The organism is Janthinobacterium sp. Mn2066 (assembly GCF_049319705.1).
Lineage (GTDB): Bacteria > Pseudomonadota > Gammaproteobacteria > Burkholderiales > Burkholderiaceae_D > Janthinobacterium.
In genome coordinates, this window is sequence record NZ_JBMOUF010000012.1 from 172,139 (window position 1) to 196,790 (window position 24,652).

The window sequence follows — 24,652 nt, forward strand, 5'->3', positions numbered from 1 at the left end:
TGCGGCGGACCCCTCGCCCGCCATCCGCCATTATCCACCGTTCACGGGAAATCCGGTATGCCAGTGTCACCCATCATCAGAAAAACTGACAACCATCAACTTTTTACATCAAATCACCTGACCTATAATGGCGGCCACTTCATTTTTACAGGCTATACATGCAAGGCATCAAACGCAAAATCGTCTACGTCAGCGCCTTTGAAATCATCGGCATGGCCATCTCCACCGCCTGGCTGACCCTGCTTTCGGGCGAATCGGCCACCAGCACGGGACCGCTGGCAATGATGATCACCAGTATCGCCGTGGTCTGGAACCTGCTCTACAACACGGCCTTCGAATACTGGGAAATCCGCCAGGTATCGCGCACGCGCACCGTGAAACGCCGCATCCTGCATGCGATCGGCTTCCAGATCACCTTGGTGATGTATCTGATCCCCTTGATCGCGTGGTGGCTGCACATCAGCCTGTGGCAAGCCTTCGTGCTGGACTTCGCCCTGATGCTGATCATTCCCTGCTACAGCTTCATCTTCAACTACATCTTCGATGGCTTGTTCGACGTGCCGCTATCGGCGCAGCAGCCGGCAGAGACCGGCATCGGTCAGGACAGCTCGGGACGCGCTTCAGCCAGTAACTGAAGAAACGACCGCGCCGCCAGCCCCAGCGGCCGGTCCTTGGTCCACACGAGGTGGATCGGCAGCGCCAGGCCATTGCCCGTATTCTTGAACGCCACCTGGCGCACCCGGCCAGCCGCCAGCGAATGCGCGATGGCCGAGGCGGCAAAATTGCCCCAGCCCAGTCCCGCTTCCACCATCGCCAGCGCCACCGGCAAACTGTCGGTGCGCCAGTAAGACAAGCCCACCATGGGCCGCGCATCGGCCATGTCCAGCTCACGGCTGGCGACGATGATTTGCCGCAAGTTCACCAGCTCTTCAATAAACAAGGGACGATCCACCTCGCTCGACGGATGCTGGGCCGAGACGATGGCCAGCAAGGCGTCGCTGCCCACCAGCTGGAATTGTTCCGCATGATTGATGCGGCCGCCGCCAAACACCATGCAGGCGCTGATGCGGCCCCGCTGCAGCATGTCGTGCAAATCATCCTGCGGCGCCGTGACGACTTCGATATCGAGCAGCGGATGGCGCTGCGACAGCGCCTGCACCGCGCGCAGAAAGGGCGCGGGATCGAGTTCGGCCGCGATACCCAGTGAAATGCGGCTTTCCAGCCCCTGCGACAGTTCCTTGACGTGTACGTGCAACTGTTTTAACTGTTCGGCGATCAGGCGCGCATGCGGCAGCAGCGCCAGCGCGGCCGACGTGGGGAGCGCCTCGCGGGCGCCGCGGTCAAACAGGGTAATGCCCAGCTCGGCCTCGATATTGGCGATGGCCATGCTGACGGCCGACGGCGCCCGGCGCAAGGTGCGCGCGGCGTTCGAAAACGAACCGCCGTCGACGACGGCCAGGAACAGTTCGATGTTATTACTGGAAAGTTTCATGGAAAGCCGAAAAAATGCGGCACTTTTCTGCACGCGGACGGTCTGATTATAGAATGACAACGAGAGGAGTAGCAATGAACCGTCTCGCCCCCTACCGGCCCGGTCATGGCGGCTATGTGTCGGAATTTGGCCGTTTTATCGACGCCTACCTGCAAGCCCACCCCGAGGTGCAGGCCAGCGCGCGCCAGGGATGGCGCATCTGGTGGGAACGGCCTTTGAATTTTGACGAGCTGAAGCGGTCCGGCAAGGATAGCGTGCCGGAACCACCGTATCACTATGGCTGAATCTGCCGGTATGCAGCAGGTTTTGCCTGGCGTTTAACCCTTCCAGGTTCTTTGCAAGCCTGTATCCGCATGGATCCAGCCGCCGCGCGGGCCGGAGCGGTAATAAAAGCCGACGCCGCCCTGCTTGAAGCTGCGTACCAGCGAGCCCAGCACTTCCGAATTCAGGTTGGCCACGCGGATGTCGGCCGCGCGCCCCTTGATGTGCAGCGACTGGCGCGCCGCCGGCACGCCCGCTTCGCGCAATTTGCTGTTCGATTCCGCCGTGCGGTAGCCGGACAAAATCTCCAGCGGCTGCTCGATGCCGTAGCGCGCCACGAACGCTTGCGTGCCCCACAGGGTTTCCAGCAGCTTGGGATCGATGGCCATGGTTTTCTTGCCGTTGACGTCGCGCAGCAAGTGGCACAGCTCCTGGTACGCAGAATCGATGACTTCGCCATCTTTCCAGTACAGCAGCCTGGCTTTCTCATTGCTGGCCGGGCGCACTACTTCCAGGGTACGGGGCTTGAGCCAGAAGTCCAGGTCCAGCGCCTGCGCGTCGAAGATGTCGGGAGGTGGTTCCATCTCCGCCGCCGGCTGGCGCGTCTGCACGCTGGCTGAGCGGTCGATGCTGGCCAGTTGCTGCGGCTGCGGCGGTACGCCGGTACGCGGTGGAGTGGGCCTGGCGCTGGCACTGGCCGAGGCGGGAGCGGCCGTGCGCGATGCACAACCGATAAGTGGCGTGGCTACCAGGCCCAAAGCGGCCAGGCCCATGCCGTGATGGAGGAAATTTCTGCGCGATGCCATAGTCAATCCAATGTAACGATGGGATTACTATAGCCTATTGTGCCGCGAAGAAAAACCCTCAACGCTATCGTACCCGCCCCATTTCGCACTTTTTTCTACTTGTGCCCGCCTCAGGCAGCGGCCGCGATGGGCGCCGTTGCCAACTTCGCATGGGCCAGGCTGCTCAAAGGTTTATCAAGCAAATAACCCTGGCCGACGATAGGCAAACCCGTGGCCACGCCTATGCGTTGCAGCGCTTGCAAGGCGCCCGGCGTTTCCAGGCGCTTGAACACCACGCGGATAGCTGCCTCATCGCAGAGAGTGACAAAATTGGCCACCGCCTGTTCGTCGCTGAGGTTGCCCGCATCGAGTTTGAAGGTATGCGGCTGCAAACGATCGAGCAAGCCGATGGCTTCGTTGACGCTAGTGACGTTGATCGCCAGGCGGAAACCGTTGCGGCGGTAATTGTCGGCCACGTAATTCAATAGCCAGCCCTGGTTCGGCGTCACCGTCGGCAGTTGCAATATGATGCGCTCGATCGGCAACCCCAGCGCGTCAAGGATGCGCTGGAAGGCGTGGCCGTGGTTGCTGCTGACGGCGCTGAGCAGCCGGTCGTGCACATTCAGGTACAGGTCGGATTCTTCCGCTTCCGGCTGGCGGAAGAAATTGATGGCGTGCAGCATGCGGCACAGCCGGTCCAGCTCCACCGATTCATCGTCGCTGGCCGCGTGATCGAGCAGCCGCCATAAGGAAAGTCCCTCGTCGGCCTTCGAGACGCTGCGCGCCAGGCCCTCGAAGGCGACCAGCTTGCCGCTGCCGATGTCACGCAAGGGCTGGAAGCCGCTGGTCATGGTGCAATTAAAAAAGCGCCCCAGCGCCCTGCCTTCCTCATCGAGCCAGACGCTGGTGCCAGCCTGGGTTTCATGCGACAAACGGGCCAGATAGTTTTTCAGGACGGGAAATGGCATGTTAACTCCTCTGCATAGCTGCACCACCGCTCCCTTGTGGGGATGATGTTGCCAAAGTGGGCAGAATAAGCGGCAGGGATTGAAAGGAGAACGAATGCTTTCGCCATTTGATATGCGTTTCGCGAATAAGTCATCGCCTTGCAGGGCAATCCAGCGCATATGGATATGCGCAAACATTCCTTCCTGCGCCCCGCCCCAGCCATTACTGTTGCCCTGTACCGTACTATCTTCATGAAGGCCAAGCACCATGTGCCAGTTACTCGCAATGAACAGCAGCAAGCCCGCCACCCTCGATTTCTCGTTTGCCGGCTTCAAGGAACGCGGTGGGCGCACCGATGAACACCGCGACGGCTGGGGCATCGCCTTTCATTCCAGTAGTGGCTGCACCTTGCTGACCGACCACCTGGCCGCCATCGATTCACCGCTGGCGGCGCAATTGCACGACCGTTCCATCAAGGCAAAAAATATCGTGGCGCATATCCGCAAGGCGACCCAGGGCCGCATCGCGCCAGAAAACACCCATCCGTTTGCGCGCGAGCTGTGGGGCAAGACCTGGTCCTTCGCCCACAACGGCGACTTGAAAACCTGGCGCGCTCCCGCCAACGCGCATTACCAGGCGGCGGGCGACACGGACAGCGAACAGGCATTCTGTTATTTACTGGCCAGCCTGCGCACGCGTTTCCCCGCCGGCGAACCGGCCCTGGGCGAACTGCGCGCGGCGCTGGCCGCCATCGCCACGGAGATCGCGGTGCACGGCACATTCAATTTCATCTTGTCCGATGGCAACGTTTTGTTTGCCCACTGCTCCACGCATCTGCATTACGTGATACGCGAATACCCGTTTTCCGTGGCGCATCTGATCGACTGCGAGCGCAGCATCGATTTTCGCCAGCACAACCACCTCGATGACCGCATCGCCGTCATCGCCACCCATCCGCTGACGCAGGACGAACCCTGGACCGCGTTTGGACCAGGGGAACTGAAACTGTTCGTGGGAGGGGCGTTGCAGGAAGATGTTGCAGAATCAGGGGCAGTGGCGCCGCCACGCGCCGTGTATATACAAATCAGTTATTGAGACAGATCAAGCCGAGTTGCAATTGCAAAAGCGCTTGCGCTTGGGATCGCCGGTGACGATGCCGGTCGGATCGAGCTGTTTCCAGCAGAAAATCGTTTCCACGCCATACGGCGATCGCACATTGCCCGCCTCGACATAACCTTGCTTGACGAAAAAAGCTTCACTGCTGGCCGTGCTATGCAATTGCAGGGCCTTGATGCCCCATTCGCGCGCCTGGACTTCCATCCGTTCGACCAGCGCCTTGCCCGCGCCGCGGCCTTGCGCTTCCGGCAGCAGATAGCACAGGGCCAGCTTGCCGGCGCGCGTCAGCAGGCCCACGCCGACGACGGCGCCCGCATCGATGGCGACCAGCGAAAAATTGGTGGGCGATGCAAACCAGCACGCCACCATCTGCGGTGTTTTATTGCCCAGCCAGGCTTCAAGAATGGCTGGATCGTCCCGATGATCGAGGCTGCAGCATTCGACGATAGATCGCCGCAATACATTGCACGCTTCGAAAGCGTCGGTTGACGTTGCAATACGAATTTCAAGACTCATGTACGCTCACAAAATATTCCGGTTGCCGATGCAGGCGGGTTGCCCCTGTATCGCGCGATTCCGACTATACACCAAGCGGCGCTTTCGGGTTTCTTCGCGCCGTGCTGCAAGGCAGTTTCACCTATGACAGTGCGATTGCAGACTAAGCCCTGGGAAGCGCCTTGCCCACGAATGTTTACAAAAATCGATATCTGTTTTTTAGCGAAAACTGGATTCTGATCTAAGCATATTACGAAAAATTCGTTTCTTTTCCGGCCAGAATTTTAGACTATGTCTGTCTGTTTTCACAACAAGAGTTGAATATGTCCAAACAAAACGCACTCTCGAGCCGTACCCGCCGCTGGTTTCTCGCCAGCACCCTGGCCCTGGGCGCCGCAGCCAGCCTGCCTTTGATGGCCAGCGCTGCCGAACCGGTGGTCTTGCTGAACGTCTCTTACGATGTCATGCGCGAATTGTTCAAGGATATCAACCCTGCGTTTGCAGCCGAATGGAAAACAAAAACCGGTGAAACCGTCACCATCAAGCAATCGCACGGCGGTTCCAGCAAACAGGCGCGCTCCGTCGCCGATGGCCTGGAAGCCTCGGTCGTGACGATGAACCAGGCCAACGACATCGACCTGCTGGTCGACCGCGGCCTGGTGGCGCCCGATTGGGCCAAGAAATTCCCGAACAACGCGGCGCCCTTCTATTCGACCATGGTGTACCTGGTGCGCAAAGGCAACCCGAAACAGATCAAGGACTGGGACGACCTGGCCAAGCCGGGTATCAAGGTGATCGTGCCGAACCCCAAGACTTCCGGCAACGGCCGCTACACCTATCTGGCAGCCTGGGGTTATGCCATCAAAAAAGGCGGCACCGAAGCCCAGGCGCGCGACCTGGTGACGCGTCTGTTCAAGAACGTGCCGGTGCTCGACGGCGGTGGCCGCGGCGCCACCACCACGTTTACGCAGCGTGAAATCGGCGACGTGCTGGTGACGTTTGAAAATGAGGTGCAGCTGGTCCGCAAGGAATTCGGCGACAACTTCGAAGTGGTCTACCCGAGCAGCTCCATCCTGGCCGAATCGCCGGTAGCGGTAGTCGACAAGGTGGTCGACCGCCAGGGCATCCGCAAGGAAGCCACGGCCTACCTGCAATACCTGTACTCGGAACCAGGCCAGGAAATTGCTGCCAAGCACTTCCTGCGCCCACGCTCGGCAGCAGTCGCCAAGAAATACGCGGCCAGCTTCAAGCCGATCAGCCTGTTCACGGTGGACGAGGTCTTCGGCGGCTGGAAACAGGCACAAAAGAAACACTTTGACGATGGCGGCGAGTTCGACAAGATTTATCAGAAATAATCGTCGCATCGCCAGCACACAAACCGGGGCCTGCCCCGGTTTTTTTCATGGCGGCGCCACAACGCCGCCCTGCTCCCACTCCAGCGCGCTGAACAGGCTGGCAATCTCCTTGCTGCGGCGCGTGCCCGTCTTGCCCAATATGGACTGGATCTGGCTGCGCACCGTACTGATACGCACGCCCTGCCGCAAGGCATACCCGGCCGGTTCGACGCCATCGGCCAGCGCCAGCGCCAGCGACCATTCCGCGCCCGTCAATCCCCATGGCCATGGAGCTTTGTGCGGCCAGCGCCGCGCCGACGCCTGGAATAGCGGACGCAGCGACAGCATGGCCAGGCCTGCCTGCTCGCCATCGCCAACCTGCAGCAGGGGCAAGATACCCACTTCCAATGCCGGCCGGCCATCGGCATCGCTGACATACAAGGGCACGGGATGCCCGCCAGCCAGTCCCGCACATGCCAGCCGCACACGCTGCGCCAGCTGCTGCTGCACGCTGCTGGCGCGCAAGCCGACCTGGCCACCGCGCAGATTGACCAGGCCGGATGGCGGCGCGGCCAGCAAACGGTGCGCCGCCTGGTTCATGAATACCAGGCGCAAGCCAGCATCGACCAGCAATAGCGCGCGCGGCAAGACATCGAGCGCCGCCCAGGCCAACGCCCCGCGCACCTGGGCTTGCTGCGCCGTGTCACGCAGGCGAAAGATATTCGGCAAATGGTCGAGCACGCGCTGCAGCTGGGCCTGCGCAGGCTGGTCGTACTGCCCCTGGCGCATCGTACGATGGGCCGAGAGGATGGTCAGCCCACTGCCATCGCTGACCACGCCGCTGCATGAATAGCGGACGCCGCGGCGCAGATAAAAATCCTGGAAATACTCGCTGCGGGCCACCATGCGGTCACTGAAGTACTCCTGCATCAAATGCATGCGCCCCGCCACGCCGCGCGTCAGGATGGCGTAGCCAGGATCGATGGCATGGTAATAGCGGCGATAGCCGGCTTCCCACGCATCCTGCTCCATGCCGCTGAGATAGGCGCGCGTCGGCGCCTCGCCCGCCTGCGGCTTCAGGAAGCAGCAAGCGACATCCCCGCCGGCCAGGCGGGCAAACGCATGCATGGCCGCCGGCCATTCCTCGGGCTGTAGCGCGGCCCGGTAAAAGGCAGCGATAACAGGGTCGGCGCCATCGTGGTCCATACCTTCCTCCCGTGCCACCTGCTGGCAGCGGCCAGCACGACAGCGCAGGGCAAGCTGCCATCCTTCATATGAAGGATGCATGGCGATGATCAAACCAGCACCATGGCTCTTGTCAAGCCACCGGCATGGCCGCTTCTTGACCAGGAAAGCCGCGCTGGCCAGGCGGCGTTTTTATCATTGCCAAGCAGAAGGAGTTGCATCATGTCCCACACTGAGAACGTTGACTGCCCCGCCCCGACCTCCCTTCCACACGGACCACGCCGCTGCAAGGCCGGCCTGGGAGCGATCGCCATGCTGGCCCTTTCGGCCTGCGCCAACTTGCATACCATCAACCGCAGCACCGACCTGCCAAACAATGGCAAGGCCGTCCACCTTGATGCGCCGCAACGCGTCCTGTATGTCATGGCGGACGGCAAGGCATGCGCCGAACCGACGCCGGACGCCCTGCAATCGTACGTATCGGCATTCGGCGGTACGCTCAGTGCCGGCCCCGATAGCGCCTCCATTTCAAACGCCCTGACCGCCAATGCCGCCAGCGTGGGCCTGCATTCACAAAGCATTACCCTGATGCGTGAGCACATGTTCAATATTTGCCAGGCCGCACTCAACAGCTGGATCAATGATGCGGACGTGATGCTGCTCATGGAACGTTCGCAAGACCTGACACTCGGTGTGCGGGCCATCGAGCAACTCACCGGCACCGTGGTGGCAAGACCGGTCGTATTAAACAGTCCGAATCACAACGCGGCAGCCGTCAAGGAACGCATCGGGGCGGCATCGGATTCGCTGACTACGCAAGCCCGGCTGGATCTGGCCATGAAAAAAGAAGATACCCTGCAAGCCAGTCTTGACGCCCTGCTTCAGGCGCCGGAGCAACCGGATGCCACCTTCCTTAAGACCGCACTGGAAGACCCGGGTTCCGGCACTACCGCCAAACGTGGCACGGATACCGGATTGCGCGATGCCCGTACTGCCCTGGCCCAGGCACAGGCACAGGCCGAGCGGGCCACGCTGGAACAGCAGCTGGACGACAAGCTGGCCCACAGCCAGGCTGCGGCGGGCAGCACGCTCCCCCTGGGCCAGGCCGTGCGCACCGCGCCGGTCGGCGACAGCACGGCCGCCTCTCTGGCTGACGCCAGTACGGAGATCGTCAGGATGGTCTTGAACAAGGGCCATTTGACCGATATGTGCATCACCTTCATGAATCATCCGAAAAAACACCTGGAATACAAACAGCACTACAAAGATGTGATGGAACAATGCAAGGCCGTGCTGATCGAGGAGATGCGCATAGCGGCCGGGCAGCAAGACAGGCAGCCCGGCATTTCCCACGTGCCCCTGAATACGCCTTATCGGCTTGACAGGCAGGACCGGGATGATACGCCATCCATCGCTGGGCGCCGGCAGGCAAAGTGAAAGGGATGCATATCTATATGCGCATCGATTCGTAGTCAAAACCGGGCGCGGACCGTACTCTGGCCATATCGCGCCACACGGCGCATTACCAGCACAAAGGAAGCACCATGGCTATCTCGGAAGTGAATGTACGCAACCAGTTTCGCGGCAAGATCAAGGAAATCATCTTCGGACCGGTCGTATCGGAAGTGGATGTGGAAACGCCGCACGGCATCGTCACCTCCGTGATCACCTCGCGTTCGATCAAGGACCTGGACTTGAAAGTGGGCAGCGAAGTGATCGCCCTAGTGAAATCGACGGAGGTGTCGATCGCCAAGATCCAGTAACTATTTCTGCAATGCAGCTGACAGCGCCCCGCCATGCGCGGGGCGTTTGCATTGCAGCTTTATTCACGGAACAGATGGGTAAAGGTCCGGCTGACGGGCAGCTTTTCCGTGCTGCCACGCACCAGCACCTGCATGCGCTCGGCATCGATGCGTTCGGCCGCCTCGATCGCTTTCACATTGACCATGGTGCCACGGTGGATTTGCCAGAACTGCTCCGGGTCCAGGCCGCCCAGCAAATCCTTCAGCGGCGTGCGCACCAGCGCTTCGAAACCGGCCAGCACCACGCGCGTGTATTTGGTGTCGGCCTGGAAGAACAGCACGTCGTTGATATCGATCAAACGTATCTGCTTGCCCACGCTGGCCTTGATCCACTTCATTTTTTCGCGCGGCGGCGCCGGCAGCGCGGCGCGCAAGGAATGCAGCAAGTGGGCCATGTCGGCGGGCGCCGCCTCCAGCTTGTCGCGCAAGCGCCCCAAGGCCCGCTGCAAGCGCTCGGCCTGCACCGGCTTCAACACATAATCGACGGCGCCCGCGTCAAACGCATCGACGGCATACTGGTCATAGGCCGTGACGAACACCACATGCGCCCGCTTGCCGATGCGCTCGGCCACTTCCAGGCCGGACAGGCCCGGCATGCGGATGTCGAGAAACACCACCTGCGGTTCATGTTCAAGAAAACCATCCCAGGCGTCATTGCCGTTTTCCGCCACCAGCACGAGCTGCGCCTCGGGCCAATACAGCTCCAGCATGGCAAGCAGGCGCTCGCGCATCAGCGGCTCGTCTTCGGCGATCATGACGGTGGTTTTCATGCAGTCTCTTCTGTTGGATGGGACAGTAAAATATCGGCGATCACGCCCCCTTCTTCGCCATTGCGCACCTCGAGGCCACCGGCAGGACCGCCGCCATGCTGCGCCGCCAGTTGCAGCCGGCTACGGATATTCTCCAGGCCAAGGCCGCCGCTGGCCGGTACGCCAGTTTCCATCAAACCCATGCCCGTATCCTGCACGCGCAAGCGCAGCATGTTGTCAACCAGCTGGGCCGAAACATGGATCTCACCACCGCGCAGTGCCGGCTCGATACCATGCTTGATGGCGTTTTCAGCCAGGGTCAGCACGATCATGCTGGGAATCATGGTATCGGCCAGCCCGGCAGGCAAGTCCAGCTGAAAGCGCAGGCGCTGCCCCATGCGCGCCTGCATCACGCGCAGATACGCGGCCACCATATCGAATTCGCTTTGCAGCGGCACTTGCTCGCTGCGCATCTTGTCCAGGCTGGTGCGCAAAAAGGCGATCAGGTCGGCCGTCAATGCGGCCGCCTTCGGCGCGCCCTGCTCGGCCAGTTGCTGCACCGCGCCCAGGGTATTGAACAGGAAATGCGGTTCGATCTGCGCCCGCAGCAAACGCAGCTGCGATTCGCTGAGTTCGCGGGCCATGCGTTCACGCTCGGCATCCTGCTCCAGCTTGACGGCCAGCGCTTCATATTCACGGTTGCGCCACATGGCCACGATGGCAATCGGCACCATATAAAACAGGCCGGCGATCAGCAAGGCCAGGCCGCCCACGCGGGCTACGCGCTCCAGTGACAGGTTCAAGGGGCGGGGATCCCCGACAGCGGCAAGCAGGACGCCGGTCAGCGCCCCTATCAGGCAGGGAAACACGAACAGCATCAGCGTCTTGAACTTGTTTTGCACAATCTTGCGGTAATTAAACCAGATACCGACCAGCACCCACGCCAGCACAAAACCCATGAAATTGCTGAGCAATAAAACCTTGATCCAGCCCATCTTGCTTGGAAACATCAGATGCAGCAAAGCACCGATGGCGCTGAACAGCAACATCAGTTTGAGGGCCGCGAGATACATCTGGACGCGACGGCGCTTGAGTAGAAAATCGTGCAATTGCTGGCGCTCGATGGGGGACAATTTTGCCAGCTGCATGGCAAAGTAGCGGCGCGCACAACCTTTGATCTGTGGCGCCATCTCGGGATGCTGCAATACCTGCAGCGTTTCCTCATTCACGGCCAGGCGCCAGTTGAGCCATCTTTGCCACATTTGCCACATCCGCATTCTCCTTGTGATATCCCTATGCATGCAGGCAGTCTACGGCGACGCCCATCCATGGTACAGGCGCAGGTGACGAAACACGAACGGACGGGCATCAACGACGATGCGCAGTGCGGCGGAAGCTGAATCACATGGCAAGATTGCTGGAATATTACGAAGTTTCCATAACGAAATCAATAAATCCAAAACAATTTTCACTCAAGCAATACTCAAGCAATCGTTACGCGCCCAATGCAGATTTATTTCACGATTCACCGCGTAAAGCAGCCTGTGAAGCCCCTGTAGCGTAGACATCGGCCAATCTTTAATGGTATCGTCTACGCTTGGCAACTATTGCCCCGAAGACATATGCTGCGCTGCGGCAGGCGTATGTCGCGGTATTGTGCGCAGCGCCCCTGGTGGCGCCCCAAAACTGCTTTTCCAAATACGATCCCATGCTCAAAAAAATTATCGCCACGGTGCTGATGACGCTATCCACAGCGGCCATCGCCGTGCCCTTCGGTTCCCAGTCCGTGCTGGTGGTCGAAGATGGCACGGGTAAAGTCTTACTTGAAAAAAATGCCAACATGGTTGTGCCGATCGCCTCACTGACCAAGCTGATGACAGCCATGGTAGTGCTCGATTCCAAGCCGAACATGCAGGAAGAAATCAGCATCGACCGTGAAGACGTCGATACGCTGAAACACAGCACCTCGCGCGTGCCCGTAGGCGCCACGCTGAGCCGCCACGACGTGCTGCAACTGGCGCTGATGTCGTCCGACAACCGCGCCGCGGCCGCACTGGCGCGCAACTATCCGGGTGGCTTGACGGCCTTTTCCGTGGCCGTGAACGCCAAGATCAAGGCGCTGGGCATGCACCAGACCGTGATGGAAGAGCCGACCGGCTTGTCGCCAAACAACCAGTCGACGGCGTCGGACCTGGTCAAGATGGCCGTTGCCGCTTCGCACTACCCGGACATCAGCCGTATCACGACCGACCAGAAAGACGTGATCCAGATCAAGGGCCGCGATGTCGAATACCACAACACCAACCGCCTGGTGGGCGCCAAGGGCTGGGATATCGGCCTGTCGAAAACCGGTTTTACGAATGAAGCGGGCCGCTGCCTGATCATGCGCCTGAAGTCGGCCGGCAAGTTCGCCACCATGATCCTGCTCAACGCCCGCGCCAACTCCGTGCGTTCGATGGACGCCGTCAACGTGCGCCGCATGCTGGCGATCGAAAACGGCGAAGCGGAACCGAAGGTGATGCGCGCTTCGGCCACCCGCCATAAAAAAGCCAAAGTACATAAACGCCGCCGCGCACAGTAATATTTATTTCAATAGCGTCAAAAATGGGGTCAGACCCGCCGGCGAAGTGCCTCCCAATGGGAGGCACTTCGATCGTGCAGCGACTGACCCCAGCTTTAGCTTGTCTTCCGGTTCGTCAGCACCACCCCCGCTATCGTCACCGCCCCTCCCACCAGCATCGACATCAGCACCGGTTCGCCCAGCAGGATCGCCGCCAGCAGAATCCCGAACACCGGCACCAGGTTGTTGAAGACGGCCGTGCGCGATGGTCCCAGCGCCTTGACCCCTTCGTAATACCAGACAAAGCCGATCACCGTGCCGAATATGCCCAGGTAGGCGATGGCGGCCCACACCTGCCAGCCGAAGCTGCGCCATGGCACGCTTGGAAATTCAAACGCCGCCCCCACCAGCAGGAAACCCAGGCCCCACATGGCGGCGTAGGTGGTGGCGGCCACCGGCGACAGGCCCCTCAAGGCGACGCGTCCGATCAGGGTATAGGCGGCCCAGCTGGAAATACCGCAAAACATGAACACTTCGCCCGCGCCGATGCCGCCGCCATTGCCATGCAACAAGCCGGCCAGGTCGCCATGCGTGATGACGATGGCCGTGCCGCAGAACGCCAGCACGATGCCCAGCCATTTGATCGAGCCCAGGCGCTCGCGCAGCAGCACTGCCGAAGCCAGCGCCGTGACGATGGGGTTCAATGCCACGAACAGGGCCGTGCGGCCGGCCGGCATGCGCGCCAGGGCGGCCAGGAAAAACAGGTTGTACAGGAAAAAGCCCGTCAAGCCCAGCGCCGCCGTCGTCAGCACCTGCTTGCGGTCCAGGCGCGGCAAGCCGCCTTCGAATTTCCAGGCCAGCAGCACCAGGAACACCACGGCCACGCTGAAGCGCCCGCTGGCGGCCGTCATCGGCGGCATCTGCTGCGCCAGCACGCGACCTGCAATAAAGGTGCCGCCCCAGAACAGGGCAACGAAAATCAGTTTGATATACACCAGCGATGCTGGCGCGGCCAAGGGTACTGCGGATGATACGGAGGAAGAGCGCATGGTTTGTCCTGTGATGCAGCGTCTGCCGCTTGCGCGGCGGGGTGTTGAGATATATATTAATACTAATGTCCACTCATGAAATAATGAGCTTTTACTCATACCATCAGCACCATGACCTTCACGCAACTGGAAATCTTTACCCTGGTAGCCGAGCTGCACGGCTTTTCGGCCGCCGCCGCGCGGCTGGGCATCAGCCAGTCGGCCGTCTCGCATGCCCTGAAAGCGCTGGAAAAGGAAATGGGGGTGGACCTGATCGTACGCCACCAGGCTTCGGCCGAACTGACGGAAGTGGGCCGCCAGCTGCTGCTGCGCGCACGCGAAATCCTGGGCCTGTCCGAAGCCATGCGCCAGGAAGCGGCCGATGTGCTGGGCCAGCACCAGGGTTCATTGCGTATCGGTTCCTTCGGCCCCACCGCTTCCCTGAATCTGCTGCCGGCCATCCTGGCGCAATTCCGGCATAGCTATCCGGGCATCGTGCTGCGCATCGACGAGGGCGGCGACGATGAAGTGCTGCAGTGGATACGCGAACGCCGCGTCGACGTGGGTTTCGTGGTGCTGCCCGACGAACGTTTCGACACCATACCGCTGGTGGAAGACCAGATGATGGCGCTGGTGCCGCGCAGCCATCCGCTGGCGCAACTGCCCGCCATCACCCTGGCGCAGCTATGCGAAGGGCCGTTCATCATGACGGAAGCCGGTTGCGCAGTCCTGATCGAGCCACTGTTCGCCAACGCCGGGCTGCAGCCGCAAGTGCCCTACCATATCAGCCAGATCATCACCATCCTCGACATGGTCAACCGCGGCGATGGCGTCTCGATCGTGGCCGAACTGGCCCTGCCCCAGCGCCTGCAGCAGCAGTATCCCGACCTGGTCGCCGTGCCGCTCGACCCGCCCGTCCGCCGCAAGGTAGGCCTGGCCGTACGCGACCGGCGCCAGAACACGCCGGCCACGAATGCTTTCCTGGAAGTGGCCAGGCTGGTGGCGCCGACCCTGGCGCCTGGGCGCTGACCCGCTTGTAAAACAAAGGATCATGATGAACTTTAGCGAAATAATGTACTGGCGCCTGAATCGCCGGGCAAACGTTGGCGACTACATCGCATGGGCCAACCATTTGCTGGAACAGGGCTGCGACTTGCCAGAGATTGCAGAAATGGCCAGCTTCGCTTTTGAACGCGAACCAGACGCTCAGGAAGTCGAGCGTTACTTCCTGCGCTGCGTACAGTTGCTGGGCTTAAGCATGAGCGACGACGTTTTTCAGGCCACCATCGATTACTGGCGCGATACCTGCGAACGCATGCTCGCCGGCACATTGGCACTCGATGAAGGCATAGCCCTGCTGCACGAGATCGATAACGACTACGAATATTATCTGATGATGCCGTGGGTAGATCTGGCCCGCCATTACACGGAAAAGCATCTGCAGACGGGAACATATCAAATCGCCACCAACGATATCGAGCGCCACGGCGAGGACAACTTTACCTGGATGCTAGTGCGGCAATTTGCAACCATCTGTCAACAAGCACGTCCGGGCCTGCCAATGGGATTGCCAGAAAAATTCCCTGCCATCTGGCATTGCCTGGCATGCAATATCAGCAGCGCGGACGACACCTGGACTACGCAGCGCACAGCACCGTGTCGTGCCTGCGGCAGCGGCGACAGCTTGAAGAACATGCGTTACTACGCCAACCGGGAAGCATATCTGCAGCAGTTTGTACGGCTGACAGACAATCCAACGTCAGAATAAAACTCTCCAGCGATGACTCGCTAAGCCCCGACCAGCCCGCGCAAGCCGCTGGCGCGCTGGGTTCGGCGCAAGATCGCGTCGAACAGCACCGCCTGCGTGGGCGACACCAGGGTGAAGAAATCGCGGGCGCGCGTGATGCCCGTGTAGACCAGCTCGCGCGCCAGCATGGCGCCGCCTTCCTGCGGCAGCACCAGCACCGTGTGGCGAAATTCCGAACCCTGCGATTTATGCACCGTCATGGCGAACGCCGTTTCCACGTGGCGCAAGCGCGTCGCCAGCACGCTGCGCACGGTCTCGCCTTCGAGGAAATACACGCGCAGGGAGCCGGGCCGGGCCGGGTCGCGCAAGGTCAGGCCGATATCGCCATTGAAGACGCCGGTGGCGTAGTCATTGCGCGTGACCATCACGGGGCGCCCCACATACCATTCGCTGCGCCGTATCAGCCCTTCTTTTTCCAGCCGCAGTTCAATCGCCGTATTCAAGCCCGCCACGCCCCACTCCCCTTCGCGCACGGCGCACAGGATGCGGAAGGCTTCAAAGCGGTGCAGCACGGTGCGTACCCAGTCGTCATGCTGCGCAGGTTCGCCGTCCGGCCCTGCATTGACCAGCGCCAGGTAAGACTGATAACCGCCCGGTGCATCGGCACGCCCGCGCAGGGCCAGGCGCAGCACATCGTCGGGCTGCGCCGCGGCCAGCCACGCCACTTGTCCACCGCTGTCGCCGGTCAGCCATTGCTGCGCCAGCCGTGGCTGGCCCGCGTTGACGGCCAGCGCCAGTTCGCCGATCGGACCGCTGAAGCGGTGGCTGTGGCGCAGCATCACCGTCTGCTGCGCCAGCGCACCGGCGCTACCTGCAAATTGCCCGGGAATCTGCACGCCGCTGGCCGCCTGCACATAAGCGATAGTGTCGGCGGTATAGCCGCCCGCCTGCGCATCGTGGCACAGGTCGCCCAAGACGGCGCCCGCCTCCACCGACGCCAGCTGGTCCTTGTCGCCCAGTAGTATCAGCATCGCGGTGGACGGCAAGGCATCGAGCAGGGACGCCATCATTTCCAGGTGCACCATCGACGCTTCATCGACGATCAGCACATCGACATCGAGCGGATTGCCCGCGTGATGCTGGAAGGCGCGCGTGTCGGGCCGCGCCCCCAGCAGGCTATGCAGGGTGCGCGCGGCGCCCATGCGCCTGGCCAGTTCCAGCAATGGCAAACTGTCGCCGGTCTTCGCCGCCAGCCCCGCCAGGGCCTTGTCGATCGATTGCTTCAGGCGCGCCGCCGCCTTGCCGGTCGGCGCGGCCAGTGCGATGCGCAGCTGCTCCGGCTGCGGCGAGACGGCAAACAGCAAGGTCAGCAAACTGGCCACCGTATACGTCTTGCCCGTACCGGGCCCGCCCGTGATGATGGCCACCTTGCCGCGCATGGCAATCGCGCAGGCTGTCTTTTGCCAGTCCGGGCCGCCGTCGGGCGTGCGCTGGTCGAACAGGATATCGAGCCAGCGGCGCACCGGCGACAACGGCGGAACCTCGGTCATGCCGGCCCGCTCGGCGATACGCTGGCCGACCAGGGTTTCATCGCGCCAGTAGCGGCGCAGATACAGGCGCGCGCCATCGAGCACCAGCGGCTGCTGCAGGTCGTCGTCCCTGACCGGCCATACTTGCGGCGCGCGGGCCAGCAGCGCGTGCCAGGCCTCCATCGTCTCGGGCAGCTGGCCAGAGACCGCCAGCACGGCTTGCCACAGCTCTTCCTGCCAGCCCATCAGCTGCGACGGAGCATCGGCCAGCTCGTCGAGCATCAGACAGCTATGGCCGCGCCCTTCCAGTTCGGACAACACCATGCAAGCCACGCCCAGCGCTGGTGCATCTGCTGCGTCTTGCGCCAGGCTGGCGATAAAGCGGGCAAAGGCCGCGCTCAGCCGGCGCACATGGCCTGCTTCGGCAAGGCCATCGAAATGGGAAAACAAGGCGTCCAGCACCGGATCATGCTTCATGGGTTTCTTCCAACAGTAAATCCAGGCCATCGAGCAATTCGGCTTGCGGCGCCAGCCAGTAGCAGCCGCGCGTTTCCGTATTGGCGATACCGCGCAAAAATAAAAAGATGGCGCCACCCAGATGCTCTGCCGGGTCATAGGCTGCTCCAAGGCGGCTGCGCAGCAGCCGGTGCAAGGCCAGCATATAGATGGCGCCCTGGATATCGTAGCGGTGCTGCGCCATGCCGGCTGCCAGCGCCTGCGTGTGATAGGCCGCGTCATTGACGCCCAGCGCATTCGATTTGTAGTCGAGCACCCAGTAACGGCCATCGCGTTCGATCACCAGGTCGGCAAAGCCTTTCAGCATGCCGTGCAACTGGCGTTTTGGCAGCACGGGACGCGGCGCGCCATCCAGCAGCAAGTCCGTGCACAGGCCATCGAGCGCCTCGGTCGACAAATGCTCGCTGGGGAACCAGAACTCCATCTCGGACAAGGTGCTGTCCAGTTCAGAGAGCGAGGCGTCCAGCAGCGGCAGCGGCGTCAGTGCCACTACACGCAGCCAGGCAATCGCGTCTTCCTGGCGATGGCCCCAGCCTGCCCGCTCGCAGCGCGCCGCCAGGCGCGTATCGAAATTGGTCTCATGGACGCAGTCAAAGCCTTCGCCACCCATCCATTCCAGCTGCTCGTGCAGGAAATTACCGGGCATGGAACCGCGCGGGAAGCGGTGCCACGGCGTGTCCTGCACTTGCGGCGCCTGCGGCGCTGGCGATAATACAGAGACGCCCGTGCCATCTTCCAGCAAGGTCTCTTCCTGCGCCCGCTGCGGCACGTGGGCGGCCGTCACGGCGCCGATCTGGCGCGTCAGGGACGTAAAACTGCCGACCGTCCAGTCGCGCTCGAAACTGCCCGTGAACTGCGGCGCATCCTTCAATTCCGGGCGCAGCTCCTTGCGGGCCAGCACGGTGACGGCGTCGGGCTGCGCCAGGCTGCTGACCGCAATCGCCTCGCAATCGCCGCGCAGCTGCTGCCAGCGCGTTTGCAGCTGCTCGGCCGGCAGCTTGTCGCCGCCCGTCAGCAAATAGCCGAGCGCCGATTCATGCAAGGTGTTTTCGCCGGCCTTGCGGGCTGCCAGCGCGGCCACGCCCAGCCACAGGAAATGGCGCGCCCGCGTCAGCGCAACGTACAGCAGGCGCAAGTCTTCCTCGATGCGCGCCTCTTCCACATAGGCCATGGCCTCGTCCGACAGGCCCAGGTCGATATGGCGCTCGCCTTCGGCATCGGCATATTCGACAAAGCTGCGGTTGCGCTTGTCGGTCTTGCGCGCCGTGACGGCAAACGGCAGGTACACCAGCGGATATTCCAGCCCCTTGGACTTGTGCACGGTGATGACCTTCACCAGTTCGGCGTCGCTTTCCAGGCGCAGCACGCGCTCGTCGCCGCTTTCTCCTTCGCCTGCGATCTGCTCGGCCAGCCAGCGTATCAGCGCCTGTTCGCCATCGAGCTGGCGGCTGGCCGACTGCAGCAGCTCGGCCAGGTGCAGCAGGTTCGTCAGACGCCGCTCGCCGCCCGTCTGCTGCAGCAGCATGGCCGGCAATTGCAGGTCGTGGATGAAGCGGCGCAGCATGGCCAGCACGCCCTGGCGCTGCCAGATCAGGTGCAGCGCCTTCAATTGCTCGACCCGCCGTTCCCACTCCAGCTCCTCGTTCGACAGCCGCGCCAATTCGCCCAGCGACAGGCCGATGGTGCGCGTGGCAAACGCGGCGCGCGCCAGGCCGCCATCGAGCGGGTTGGCCAGCGCCGTCAGCCAGCGCAGCACGTCGGCTGCTTCTTCGCTGTCGATCACGGAATCCTTGTCGGACAAATACACGCTGGCCACCCTGCGCCGGGCCAGCGCGCGACGGATGGCGGCCGCTTCCTTGCGGTCGCGCACCAGCACGGCGATATCGGCCGGCTGCAAGCGCACAAATCCCTTGGGCCCATCGAAACCGGCCTGTTCATCGCCCAGCATGGTCACGATATGCTCGGCGCAGTGAGCGGCAAAGTAGTCGCGGTAGCTGTCGCCGCGCAAGGACTCATCGCTGGCGCAGGCCACCTGCAGGGCCGGCAGCGGGCCATCGGCCGACACCAGCCGCTCCTCGCGGCCCTTGGCGCCGACGGCCTCGAACGGCAGCGGATTTTCGCCATTTTTGCGATAGCGGAAAGCCCCCTTCGGCACCTCCTCGCGCTCGGCGTGCAGGAATAACTGGTTGACGGCCGCCACCAGGGGCGCCGTCGAGCGGAAGTTGGTGCCCAGCTGGTAATGGCGGCCAGCGGTGGCGCGCCGCGCCGCCAGGTAGCTCTGGATATCGGCGCCGCGAAAACCATAGATCGACTGCTTGGGGTCGCCGATCAGGAACAGGCCCAGCGACGGCTCATTGTCCGCGATGCGATACAGCAGGTTGAAAATCTGGTACTGGCTGGGCGCCGTATCCTGGAATTCATCGACCATCGCCAGCGGATACTGGTCGACGATGCGCTGGCGCAGGGCGGCGCCGTTTTCGCCGGCCAGCGCATCGTGCAGGCGCGCAAGCATGTCGGCAAAACCGAACTGGCGCGACTGGCGTTTCAATTGCTGCATGCGCCGCGCGATCGACGCGGCCGCATGCAGGTGCAGTGCATGGGCCAGCGGCGTGATGGCCGCCAGTGCCTGCCCCAGTCCTTCCGTGTGGTCGAAACACTCGGGCACCACGGCTGTAAAATTTTTCGCGTAGGCGTCTTCGATACCGGCCGGCGTCAGCCGCTCCCAGGCCTTGGCCGTGATATTGGGTAATAACAGCAAGGGGTCGACTGCCCAGGCGCGCAAGCCATCGAACCATTTGGCCACGTTTTCGGGCTTCATCTTGACGCCATTAAAACACTTGGGCGACGCTTCACGGTGCGTGCGTATCCACTGCTCCATCTGCGTGGCGCGCTCGCTCCAGCCCTGCTTCAACTGCGCCAGCTGCGCGGCCAGCGCGCGCTGTTCGCGCGCGATCAGGGTAGACAGCGATTCATCCTGCGCCATGGCCGTGATATCGCTGCGGCGCGCCAGTTCGCGCACGCCTTTTTTCAGCGCCTCGACGTCACCCCAGCAATCCTGCAGCGCCTGTAAAGATGGCGGCGACAAGGGATAGACTTGCTGGCGCCAGTAATCGTGGGCCGCATCCTCGAACAGGGCCTGCTCGTCGCTGACCAGTTCTTCATCGAACAGGCTGCCGCTATCGAACGCATGCTCGCGCAGCATGCGCTGGCACCAGGCGTCGATGGTAAAGATGGCCGCTTCGTCCATCGTCTCGGCAGCCAGCATCAGCCGGTGCGCCGCCTTTTGCCGTTCGCTGTCGTCCGGGTAGGAAGCGAGCAAGGCGTCAAGATAGGGGTCGCTGCTGTCGGACTCGTGGCGGAAATACGCAGCCGCCTCGATCAGCCGTTCGCGCACGCGGTTCGACAGTTCGCGCGTGGCGGCGCGGGTAAAGGTCATCACGAGGATGTCGGCTGGCAGCAGCGGACGCAGGAAGCGGCTGTCGTCGTCGCCATGGCCCAGCACCAGCCGCACGTACAGCGCGGCGATGGTCCAGGTCTTGCCGGTACCGGCCGACGCCTCGATCAGGCGCGAGCCGTGCAGCGGAAATGCCAGGGGGTTGAGCAGATGACTGGTCATGGTTGTTCTTCTCCTGCGCCGTCATCCTGCGCGCTGATCGGGTCCAGCGTGACATGCTCGCGCAGCCAGTCGGCCAGCGGGCCATACAGCTCGCGCGTGCAGTCTTCCCACGCTTCTTCGGCCGCCAGCGCGGAAAACTCGGGCCACAAACGGGCCAGGCACAATTCCTCGCGCTCGCCCGACAATTCAAAACCACCGTCGTAGATGGCGCGCGGATCGCCCTGCTGCACCAGCGCCAGGCCTGTCTTGCAGGCCGTCGGCAGCGGGTGGTTCATGCCTTCGCGCCACAGCGCCAGCAAGGTGGCCAGCGCATCGCGCGAAGCCTGCTGTTCCAACGGCGCCATGCTGACGATGGCGTCGCGCGCCACCAGGTAGCCGGTGACGGGAAAACCGAGGGCGGCGGCGGCCAGCTGGCGCAGCCACATCAGCATCAGTTTGTCGCCACGCGCCAGGCCCTGCTTGTCCATCACCTTCGATGAAATCTGCATCAGCCAGGCCGTGCCGCTGTCGTTACGGCGCAGTTTATCGAGCCAGTCATCGATACGTACCTCGCCAAACGCCAGGCTGATGGCGCGCTTGTCGGCCGCCAGCGGATACGAAGCGCGCAAGGATAACCAGGCGCTGCGCACGGGCACCAGCGCTTCGACCAGTTGCGCCTGCACCTGCTGGCCGATCAGGCCGATCGGCAGCACGCCTTCGCGCGCCAGCCGGTCCGCACGCGCCTGCAGGCTCACGCGCACGTCGGCGATGTCTTCCACCGCGCCGCCATCGTCCAGCAGCGTGTCTTCCAGCAGGTAGCGTTCCAGCGCGTTGAGGCTGAATGGTTCTTCGTCTTCGCCCAGGGTGGCCGCGTCGATGAAGTTCACGCTGAGGCGCTGGCGGAAGAAATACTTTACGGGCTGGAGCAAGAAGCTGGCCAGTTCGCCCAGTTTCAGGCGGCGGTCGGGATCGAGTTCATACGGACCAAGCGCAAGCTGATTTTTCTGCTGCTCGGCCTGCTGCGCCGCCTCCGTATGCGCCACCCGCCATTCGCCGGCATAGGTCAGCAAGCCGCCATCTTCGAAGTAGCGGCGGCTGAATGGCTGCAGCGCGTGCTCGGTCGTCAAGGAGTGCAACTGGCGGTCCAGCGACCAGCCGGCGGCCAGGTAGTCGCGCAGCTGCGACACCAGCACGGACGGCGGCTGCTCGGCATTGTCGCGCACATTGCGCCCCACCCAGCTGACGTACAGCTTGTCGCGCGCAGCCAGCAAGGCTTCGAGCATCAGGTAGCGGTCATCGTCGCGGCGCGAGCGGTCGCCAGGGCGCGCCATGCCGGGCAAGGCCAGCAAGTCGAAATCGGCCTTGGGTGCGCGGCGCGGGAAGTCGCCATCGTTCATGCCCAGCAGGCACACCACGCGGAACGGCACGGCGCGCATTGGCATCAGGGTACAGAAGGTCACGCCGCCCGAGACGAATTGGTGGTTCAGGGTGGGTTCATCGAGCGCGCCCAGCCAGGCCACGCGCAGCACCGACAAGGGCACGGCTTCGACATAGCCCGCATGCTCGCAAGTTTCCAGCCAGCCCTGCAAGGCGCCTTCCAGCTGCGCCAGGGTCAAGCGGTCGCCTTCATCGCCCGCATCGAAAAACGCCGCCAGCAGCGCGCGCGCCTGGGCGCCCCATTCGGCCGGCGTGCGCGCGCCAGCGAGCACCTCGCGCCAGTACAGCAGCGCTTCGACCAGCTGCGCCAGCGAACCGGCCAGCGCCGCATCGAGGCCGCCCACTTCCGCATACGGTTCGATGCCATGGAAGCTGGCGCCGGCGCCGCTGGCATAACCGAGCAGCATGCGCCGCAAGCCGAAGATCCACGCATTCTGTTCGCCCGCTGCGCCCAGTCCCAGGCCGCTGCGGTGCTGCTGGTCCAGGCCCCAGCGCACGCCTGCGCCTTCGATCCAGGCGCCCAGGGTGGCCAGGTCATCGGCCAGCAAGCCAAAACGGGCCGCCAGCGCGGGCACGTCGAGCAGGTCGCGCACTTCGCTCTGGCGGCAGCGCTGCTGCGGCAGTTGCAGCAGCCACTCCAGGGCGACCAGCAGCGGATTGACGCTGCGGTCCTTGACGTCGCCGATCTCGAACGGGATGAAACGCGCATCCGTGCGCCGGTGCTGGCCGAACACGGCGTGGATGGCGGCAGTAAAAGTGTCGATATCGGGCACCATCACCACCACGTCGCGCGGCCGCAAGCCCGTTTTGGCGCTCTGGGCAAACATGGCCAGCAATTGGTCGTGCAGCACTTCGACTTCGCGCTGCACGCTGTGCGCCACGTGAAATTCGATCGAGTGGTCCTGCGGCTGGGGCGGCAGTTTTTCGTGTTCGGCCAGCGGGCGCAGTTCGCGGATGGCCACCTGCACCTGCTGCAGCAGGGTCTCGCCGGCTTCTTCGCCAAACAGGTCGATGCGCAGGCTGTCGTCGCGCCCTTCGGCGTGCGCGCTTTCATCGAATTCATCGAGCATGCGGATGAAGTCGCGCCCTTGCCTGCCCCAGCTGGCCAGCAGCGGATGGCTGTGCGCGTGCAGCTCTTCGAGCGGGATCTGCGCCAGGTCGGCGCCGTTGCGCTGCTGCTGGCGTTTATAGGCGGCGCGCAGCAAGTCGCGCCCTTCGATGATGTCGCCCCAGTAAAACTGGCAGGGATTGGGCACGGCCAGCACCACTTGCGTGTGGCGCGCCAGCGCAGCCAGCGCCTGCAGGGTCTGATACGGCAAGGCCGAGACGCCGAACAGCACCACCCGGCGCGGCAGCTTGCCGGCTGGCGCCTCGCCGGCAGCAATCGCCGCCAGGAAGCTCTCGTGGATATCGGCGCGGCCCGTGCGGCGCTCGGCTTGCGACACGTCGGCCGCCACCGCGCGCCACAATTGCGCCTGCCAGCGCTGGTCCTGTTTCAAGGGAAGGGCTTCACCACGCGCCGTGCGCAGCTGGTCGCGCCCGGCCGCCCAGTCGGCCAGCCAGTCGGCGCGGTAGACCTGGTACTGGTCGAACAGGTCGGCCAGGCGTTCGGCCAGCTGCAGCCGGCGTTCGGCGTCGCCATCGGCCAGGAAATAGCGCAGCGGCGCGAATACGGGATCGTCCAGCAAGGAAGGCAGCAAGCGCATCAGGCGCCAGGTCAACGGCGATTTATCGAAGGGCGACACGCGCGGCACGCGCTCGCGGCCCAGCATGCCCCGGTAGCTTTCCCACAGCAGGCGCGCCGGCAAGGCGATGCGGGTGGCGGCGCAAATGCCCATTTCCTCGGCCAGGGCGATTTTCAGCCATTCGGCCACGCCATTCGACTGCACCAGGAAGATGTCGGTTTCCAGCGGCGCCAGCGGATGGCTGCGCAGCCACTGGAAGACGGCGGCGCGCAGTTGTTCCAGCTGGTTGCCGTGCAAGATGAGCAGGCCGGGCGTGACGTGAGTGTGCATTCTGTTCCGTTGAGATGGCTAATGGCTAAGGCCTGAAAATCATATTATCGCCTCTGCA

At 62.8% G+C, this 24,652-nt stretch carries 20 protein-coding genes; 9 read left to right on the forward strand and 11 right to left on the reverse strand.

Annotated elements, in window-relative coordinates:
* The first annotated feature begins 158 nt into the window (after positions 1-158).
* The gene (locus ACL9RI_RS22595; RefSeq protein ID WP_422728732.1) at positions 159-635 is read left to right on the forward strand and encodes a PACE efflux transporter; all 477 of its coding nucleotides are present in this window, start codon (positions 159-161) and stop codon (positions 633-635) included.
* Here ACL9RI_RS22595 and ACL9RI_RS22600 read toward each other — a convergent pair.
* A complete protein-coding gene (locus ACL9RI_RS22600; RefSeq protein ID WP_422728733.1) occupies positions 599-1,492 on the reverse strand; it encodes a LysR family transcriptional regulator in 894 nt (297 codons plus the stop codon). The genes ACL9RI_RS22595 and ACL9RI_RS22600 overlap by 37 nt on opposite strands.
* 74 nt (positions 1,493-1,566) lie before the next feature.
* On the opposite strand from ACL9RI_RS22600, the gene ACL9RI_RS22605 reads away from it, so the two are divergent.
* The gene (locus tag ACL9RI_RS22605) at positions 1,567-1,776 is read left to right on the forward strand and encodes a DUF3460 family protein (RefSeq protein ID WP_422728734.1); all 210 of its coding nucleotides are present in this window, start codon (positions 1,567-1,569) and stop codon (positions 1,774-1,776) included.
* A 33-nt stretch (positions 1,777-1,809) separates the two neighbouring features.
* Here ACL9RI_RS22605 and ACL9RI_RS22610 read toward each other — a convergent pair whose 3' ends face one another.
* Positions 1,810-2,559 carry a YcbK family protein gene (locus ACL9RI_RS22610; protein ID WP_422728735.1) on the reverse strand — a complete coding sequence of 250 codons (750 nt, stop codon included), beginning with the start codon at positions 2,557-2,559 and terminating at the stop codon, positions 1,810-1,812.
* A 110-nt stretch (positions 2,560-2,669) separates the two neighbouring features.
* Positions 2,670-3,506, reverse strand: coding sequence for an EAL domain-containing protein (locus ACL9RI_RS22615; RefSeq protein WP_422728736.1), 837 nt, complete (start codon positions 3,504-3,506; stop codon positions 2,670-2,672).
* 247 nt (positions 3,507-3,753) lie between these two features.
* Between ACL9RI_RS22615 and ACL9RI_RS22620 the strand changes: the two genes are divergently transcribed.
* Entirely contained in the window at positions 3,754-4,581 is an 828-nt protein-coding gene (locus ACL9RI_RS22620; protein ID WP_422728737.1) for a class II glutamine amidotransferase, read from the forward strand.
* Positions 4,582-4,587: 6 nt separating this feature from the next.
* Here the strand turns inward: ACL9RI_RS22620 and ACL9RI_RS22625 are convergent, their stop codons facing one another.
* Positions 4,588-5,118: a GNAT family N-acetyltransferase gene (locus tag ACL9RI_RS22625; RefSeq protein ID WP_422728738.1), complete on the reverse strand. Its 531-nt coding sequence runs from the start codon at positions 5,116-5,118 to the stop codon at positions 4,588-4,590.
* Positions 5,119-5,420: 302 nt separating this feature from the next.
* Between ACL9RI_RS22625 and ACL9RI_RS22630 the strand changes: the two genes are divergently transcribed.
* A complete protein-coding gene (locus tag ACL9RI_RS22630; RefSeq protein ID WP_422728739.1) occupies positions 5,421-6,452 on the forward strand; it encodes a sulfate ABC transporter substrate-binding protein in 1,032 nt (343 codons plus the stop codon).
* Positions 6,453-6,497: 45 nt separating this feature from the next.
* On the opposite strand, the gene ACL9RI_RS22635 is transcribed toward ACL9RI_RS22630, so the two are convergent.
* Positions 6,498-7,637 (reverse strand): LuxR family transcriptional regulator, encoded by a 1,140-nt coding sequence (locus ACL9RI_RS22635; protein WP_422728740.1) that lies wholly within the window; start codon positions 7,635-7,637, stop codon positions 6,498-6,500.
* A gap of 201 nt (positions 7,638-7,838) precedes the next feature.
* On the opposite strand from ACL9RI_RS22635, the gene ACL9RI_RS22640 reads away from it, so the two are divergent.
* Both ACL9RI_RS22640 and ACL9RI_RS22645 read left to right on the forward strand, forming a co-directional pair.
* Positions 7,839-9,053: a hypothetical protein gene (locus tag ACL9RI_RS22640; RefSeq protein WP_422728741.1), complete on the forward strand. Its 1,215-nt coding sequence runs from the start codon at positions 7,839-7,841 to the stop codon at positions 9,051-9,053.
* Between the two features lie 107 nt (positions 9,054-9,160).
* The gene (locus ACL9RI_RS22645) at positions 9,161-9,379 is read left to right on the forward strand and encodes a TOBE domain-containing protein (protein ID WP_034757699.1); all 219 of its coding nucleotides are present in this window, start codon (positions 9,161-9,163) and stop codon (positions 9,377-9,379) included.
* A 59-nt stretch (positions 9,380-9,438) separates the two neighbouring features.
* On the opposite strand, the gene ACL9RI_RS22650 is transcribed toward ACL9RI_RS22645, so the two are convergent.
* The gene (locus ACL9RI_RS22650; protein ID WP_422728742.1) at positions 9,439-10,188 is read right to left on the reverse strand and encodes a LytR/AlgR family response regulator transcription factor; all 750 of its coding nucleotides are present in this window, start codon (positions 10,186-10,188) and stop codon (positions 9,439-9,441) included.
* Entirely contained in the window at positions 10,185-11,429 is a 1,245-nt protein-coding gene (locus ACL9RI_RS22655; RefSeq protein ID WP_422728743.1) for a sensor histidine kinase, read from the reverse strand. Before ACL9RI_RS22655 ends, ACL9RI_RS22650 begins: the two co-directional genes overlap by 4 nt.
* 446 nt (positions 11,430-11,875) lie before the next feature.
* Between ACL9RI_RS22655 and ACL9RI_RS22660 the strand changes: the two genes are divergently transcribed.
* Complete coding sequence (locus tag ACL9RI_RS22660; protein WP_422728744.1) at positions 11,876-12,748, forward strand: serine hydrolase; 873 nt, start codon at positions 11,876-11,878, stop codon at positions 12,746-12,748.
* 95 nt (positions 12,749-12,843) lie between these two features.
* Here ACL9RI_RS22660 and ACL9RI_RS22665 read toward each other — a convergent pair whose 3' ends face one another.
* Complete coding sequence (locus tag ACL9RI_RS22665; RefSeq protein ID WP_422728745.1) at positions 12,844-13,776, reverse strand: DMT family transporter; 933 nt, start codon at positions 13,774-13,776, stop codon at positions 12,844-12,846.
* Between the two features lie 111 nt (positions 13,777-13,887).
* Here ACL9RI_RS22665 and ACL9RI_RS22670 point away from each other — a divergent pair, with 111 nt between their 5' ends.
* Together ACL9RI_RS22670 and ACL9RI_RS22675 are read left to right on the forward strand one after the other, a co-directional pair.
* Positions 13,888-14,784: a LysR family transcriptional regulator gene (locus ACL9RI_RS22670; protein WP_422728746.1), complete on the forward strand. Its 897-nt coding sequence runs from the start codon at positions 13,888-13,890 to the stop codon at positions 14,782-14,784.
* Between the two features lie 22 nt (positions 14,785-14,806).
* Complete coding sequence (locus ACL9RI_RS22675) at positions 14,807-15,523, forward strand: hypothetical protein (protein ID WP_422728747.1); 717 nt, start codon at positions 14,807-14,809, stop codon at positions 15,521-15,523.
* A 20-nt stretch (positions 15,524-15,543) separates the two neighbouring features.
* On the opposite strand, the gene recD is transcribed toward ACL9RI_RS22675, so the two are convergent.
* Genes recD through recC form a run of 3 tightly spaced genes read right to left on the reverse strand, consistent with a single transcriptional unit; the run spans position 15,544 to position 24,594 of the window.
* On the reverse strand, positions 15,544-17,508 hold the full coding sequence (gene recD, locus ACL9RI_RS22680) for an exodeoxyribonuclease V subunit alpha (protein WP_422728748.1): 1,965 nt from the start codon (positions 17,506-17,508) through the stop codon (positions 15,544-15,546).
* Positions 17,498-21,163, reverse strand: a complete 3,666-nt coding sequence (recB, locus tag ACL9RI_RS22685; protein ID WP_422728749.1) for an exodeoxyribonuclease V subunit beta — start codon at positions 21,161-21,163, stop codon at positions 17,498-17,500. The genes recD and recB overlap by 11 nt, the downstream gene beginning before the upstream one ends.
* Positions 21,160-24,594, reverse strand: coding sequence for an exodeoxyribonuclease V subunit gamma (gene recC, locus ACL9RI_RS22690; RefSeq protein ID WP_422728750.1), 3,435 nt, complete (start codon positions 24,592-24,594; stop codon positions 21,160-21,162). Before recC ends, recB begins: the two co-directional genes overlap by 4 nt.
* Positions 24,595-24,652 lie beyond the last annotated feature (58 nt).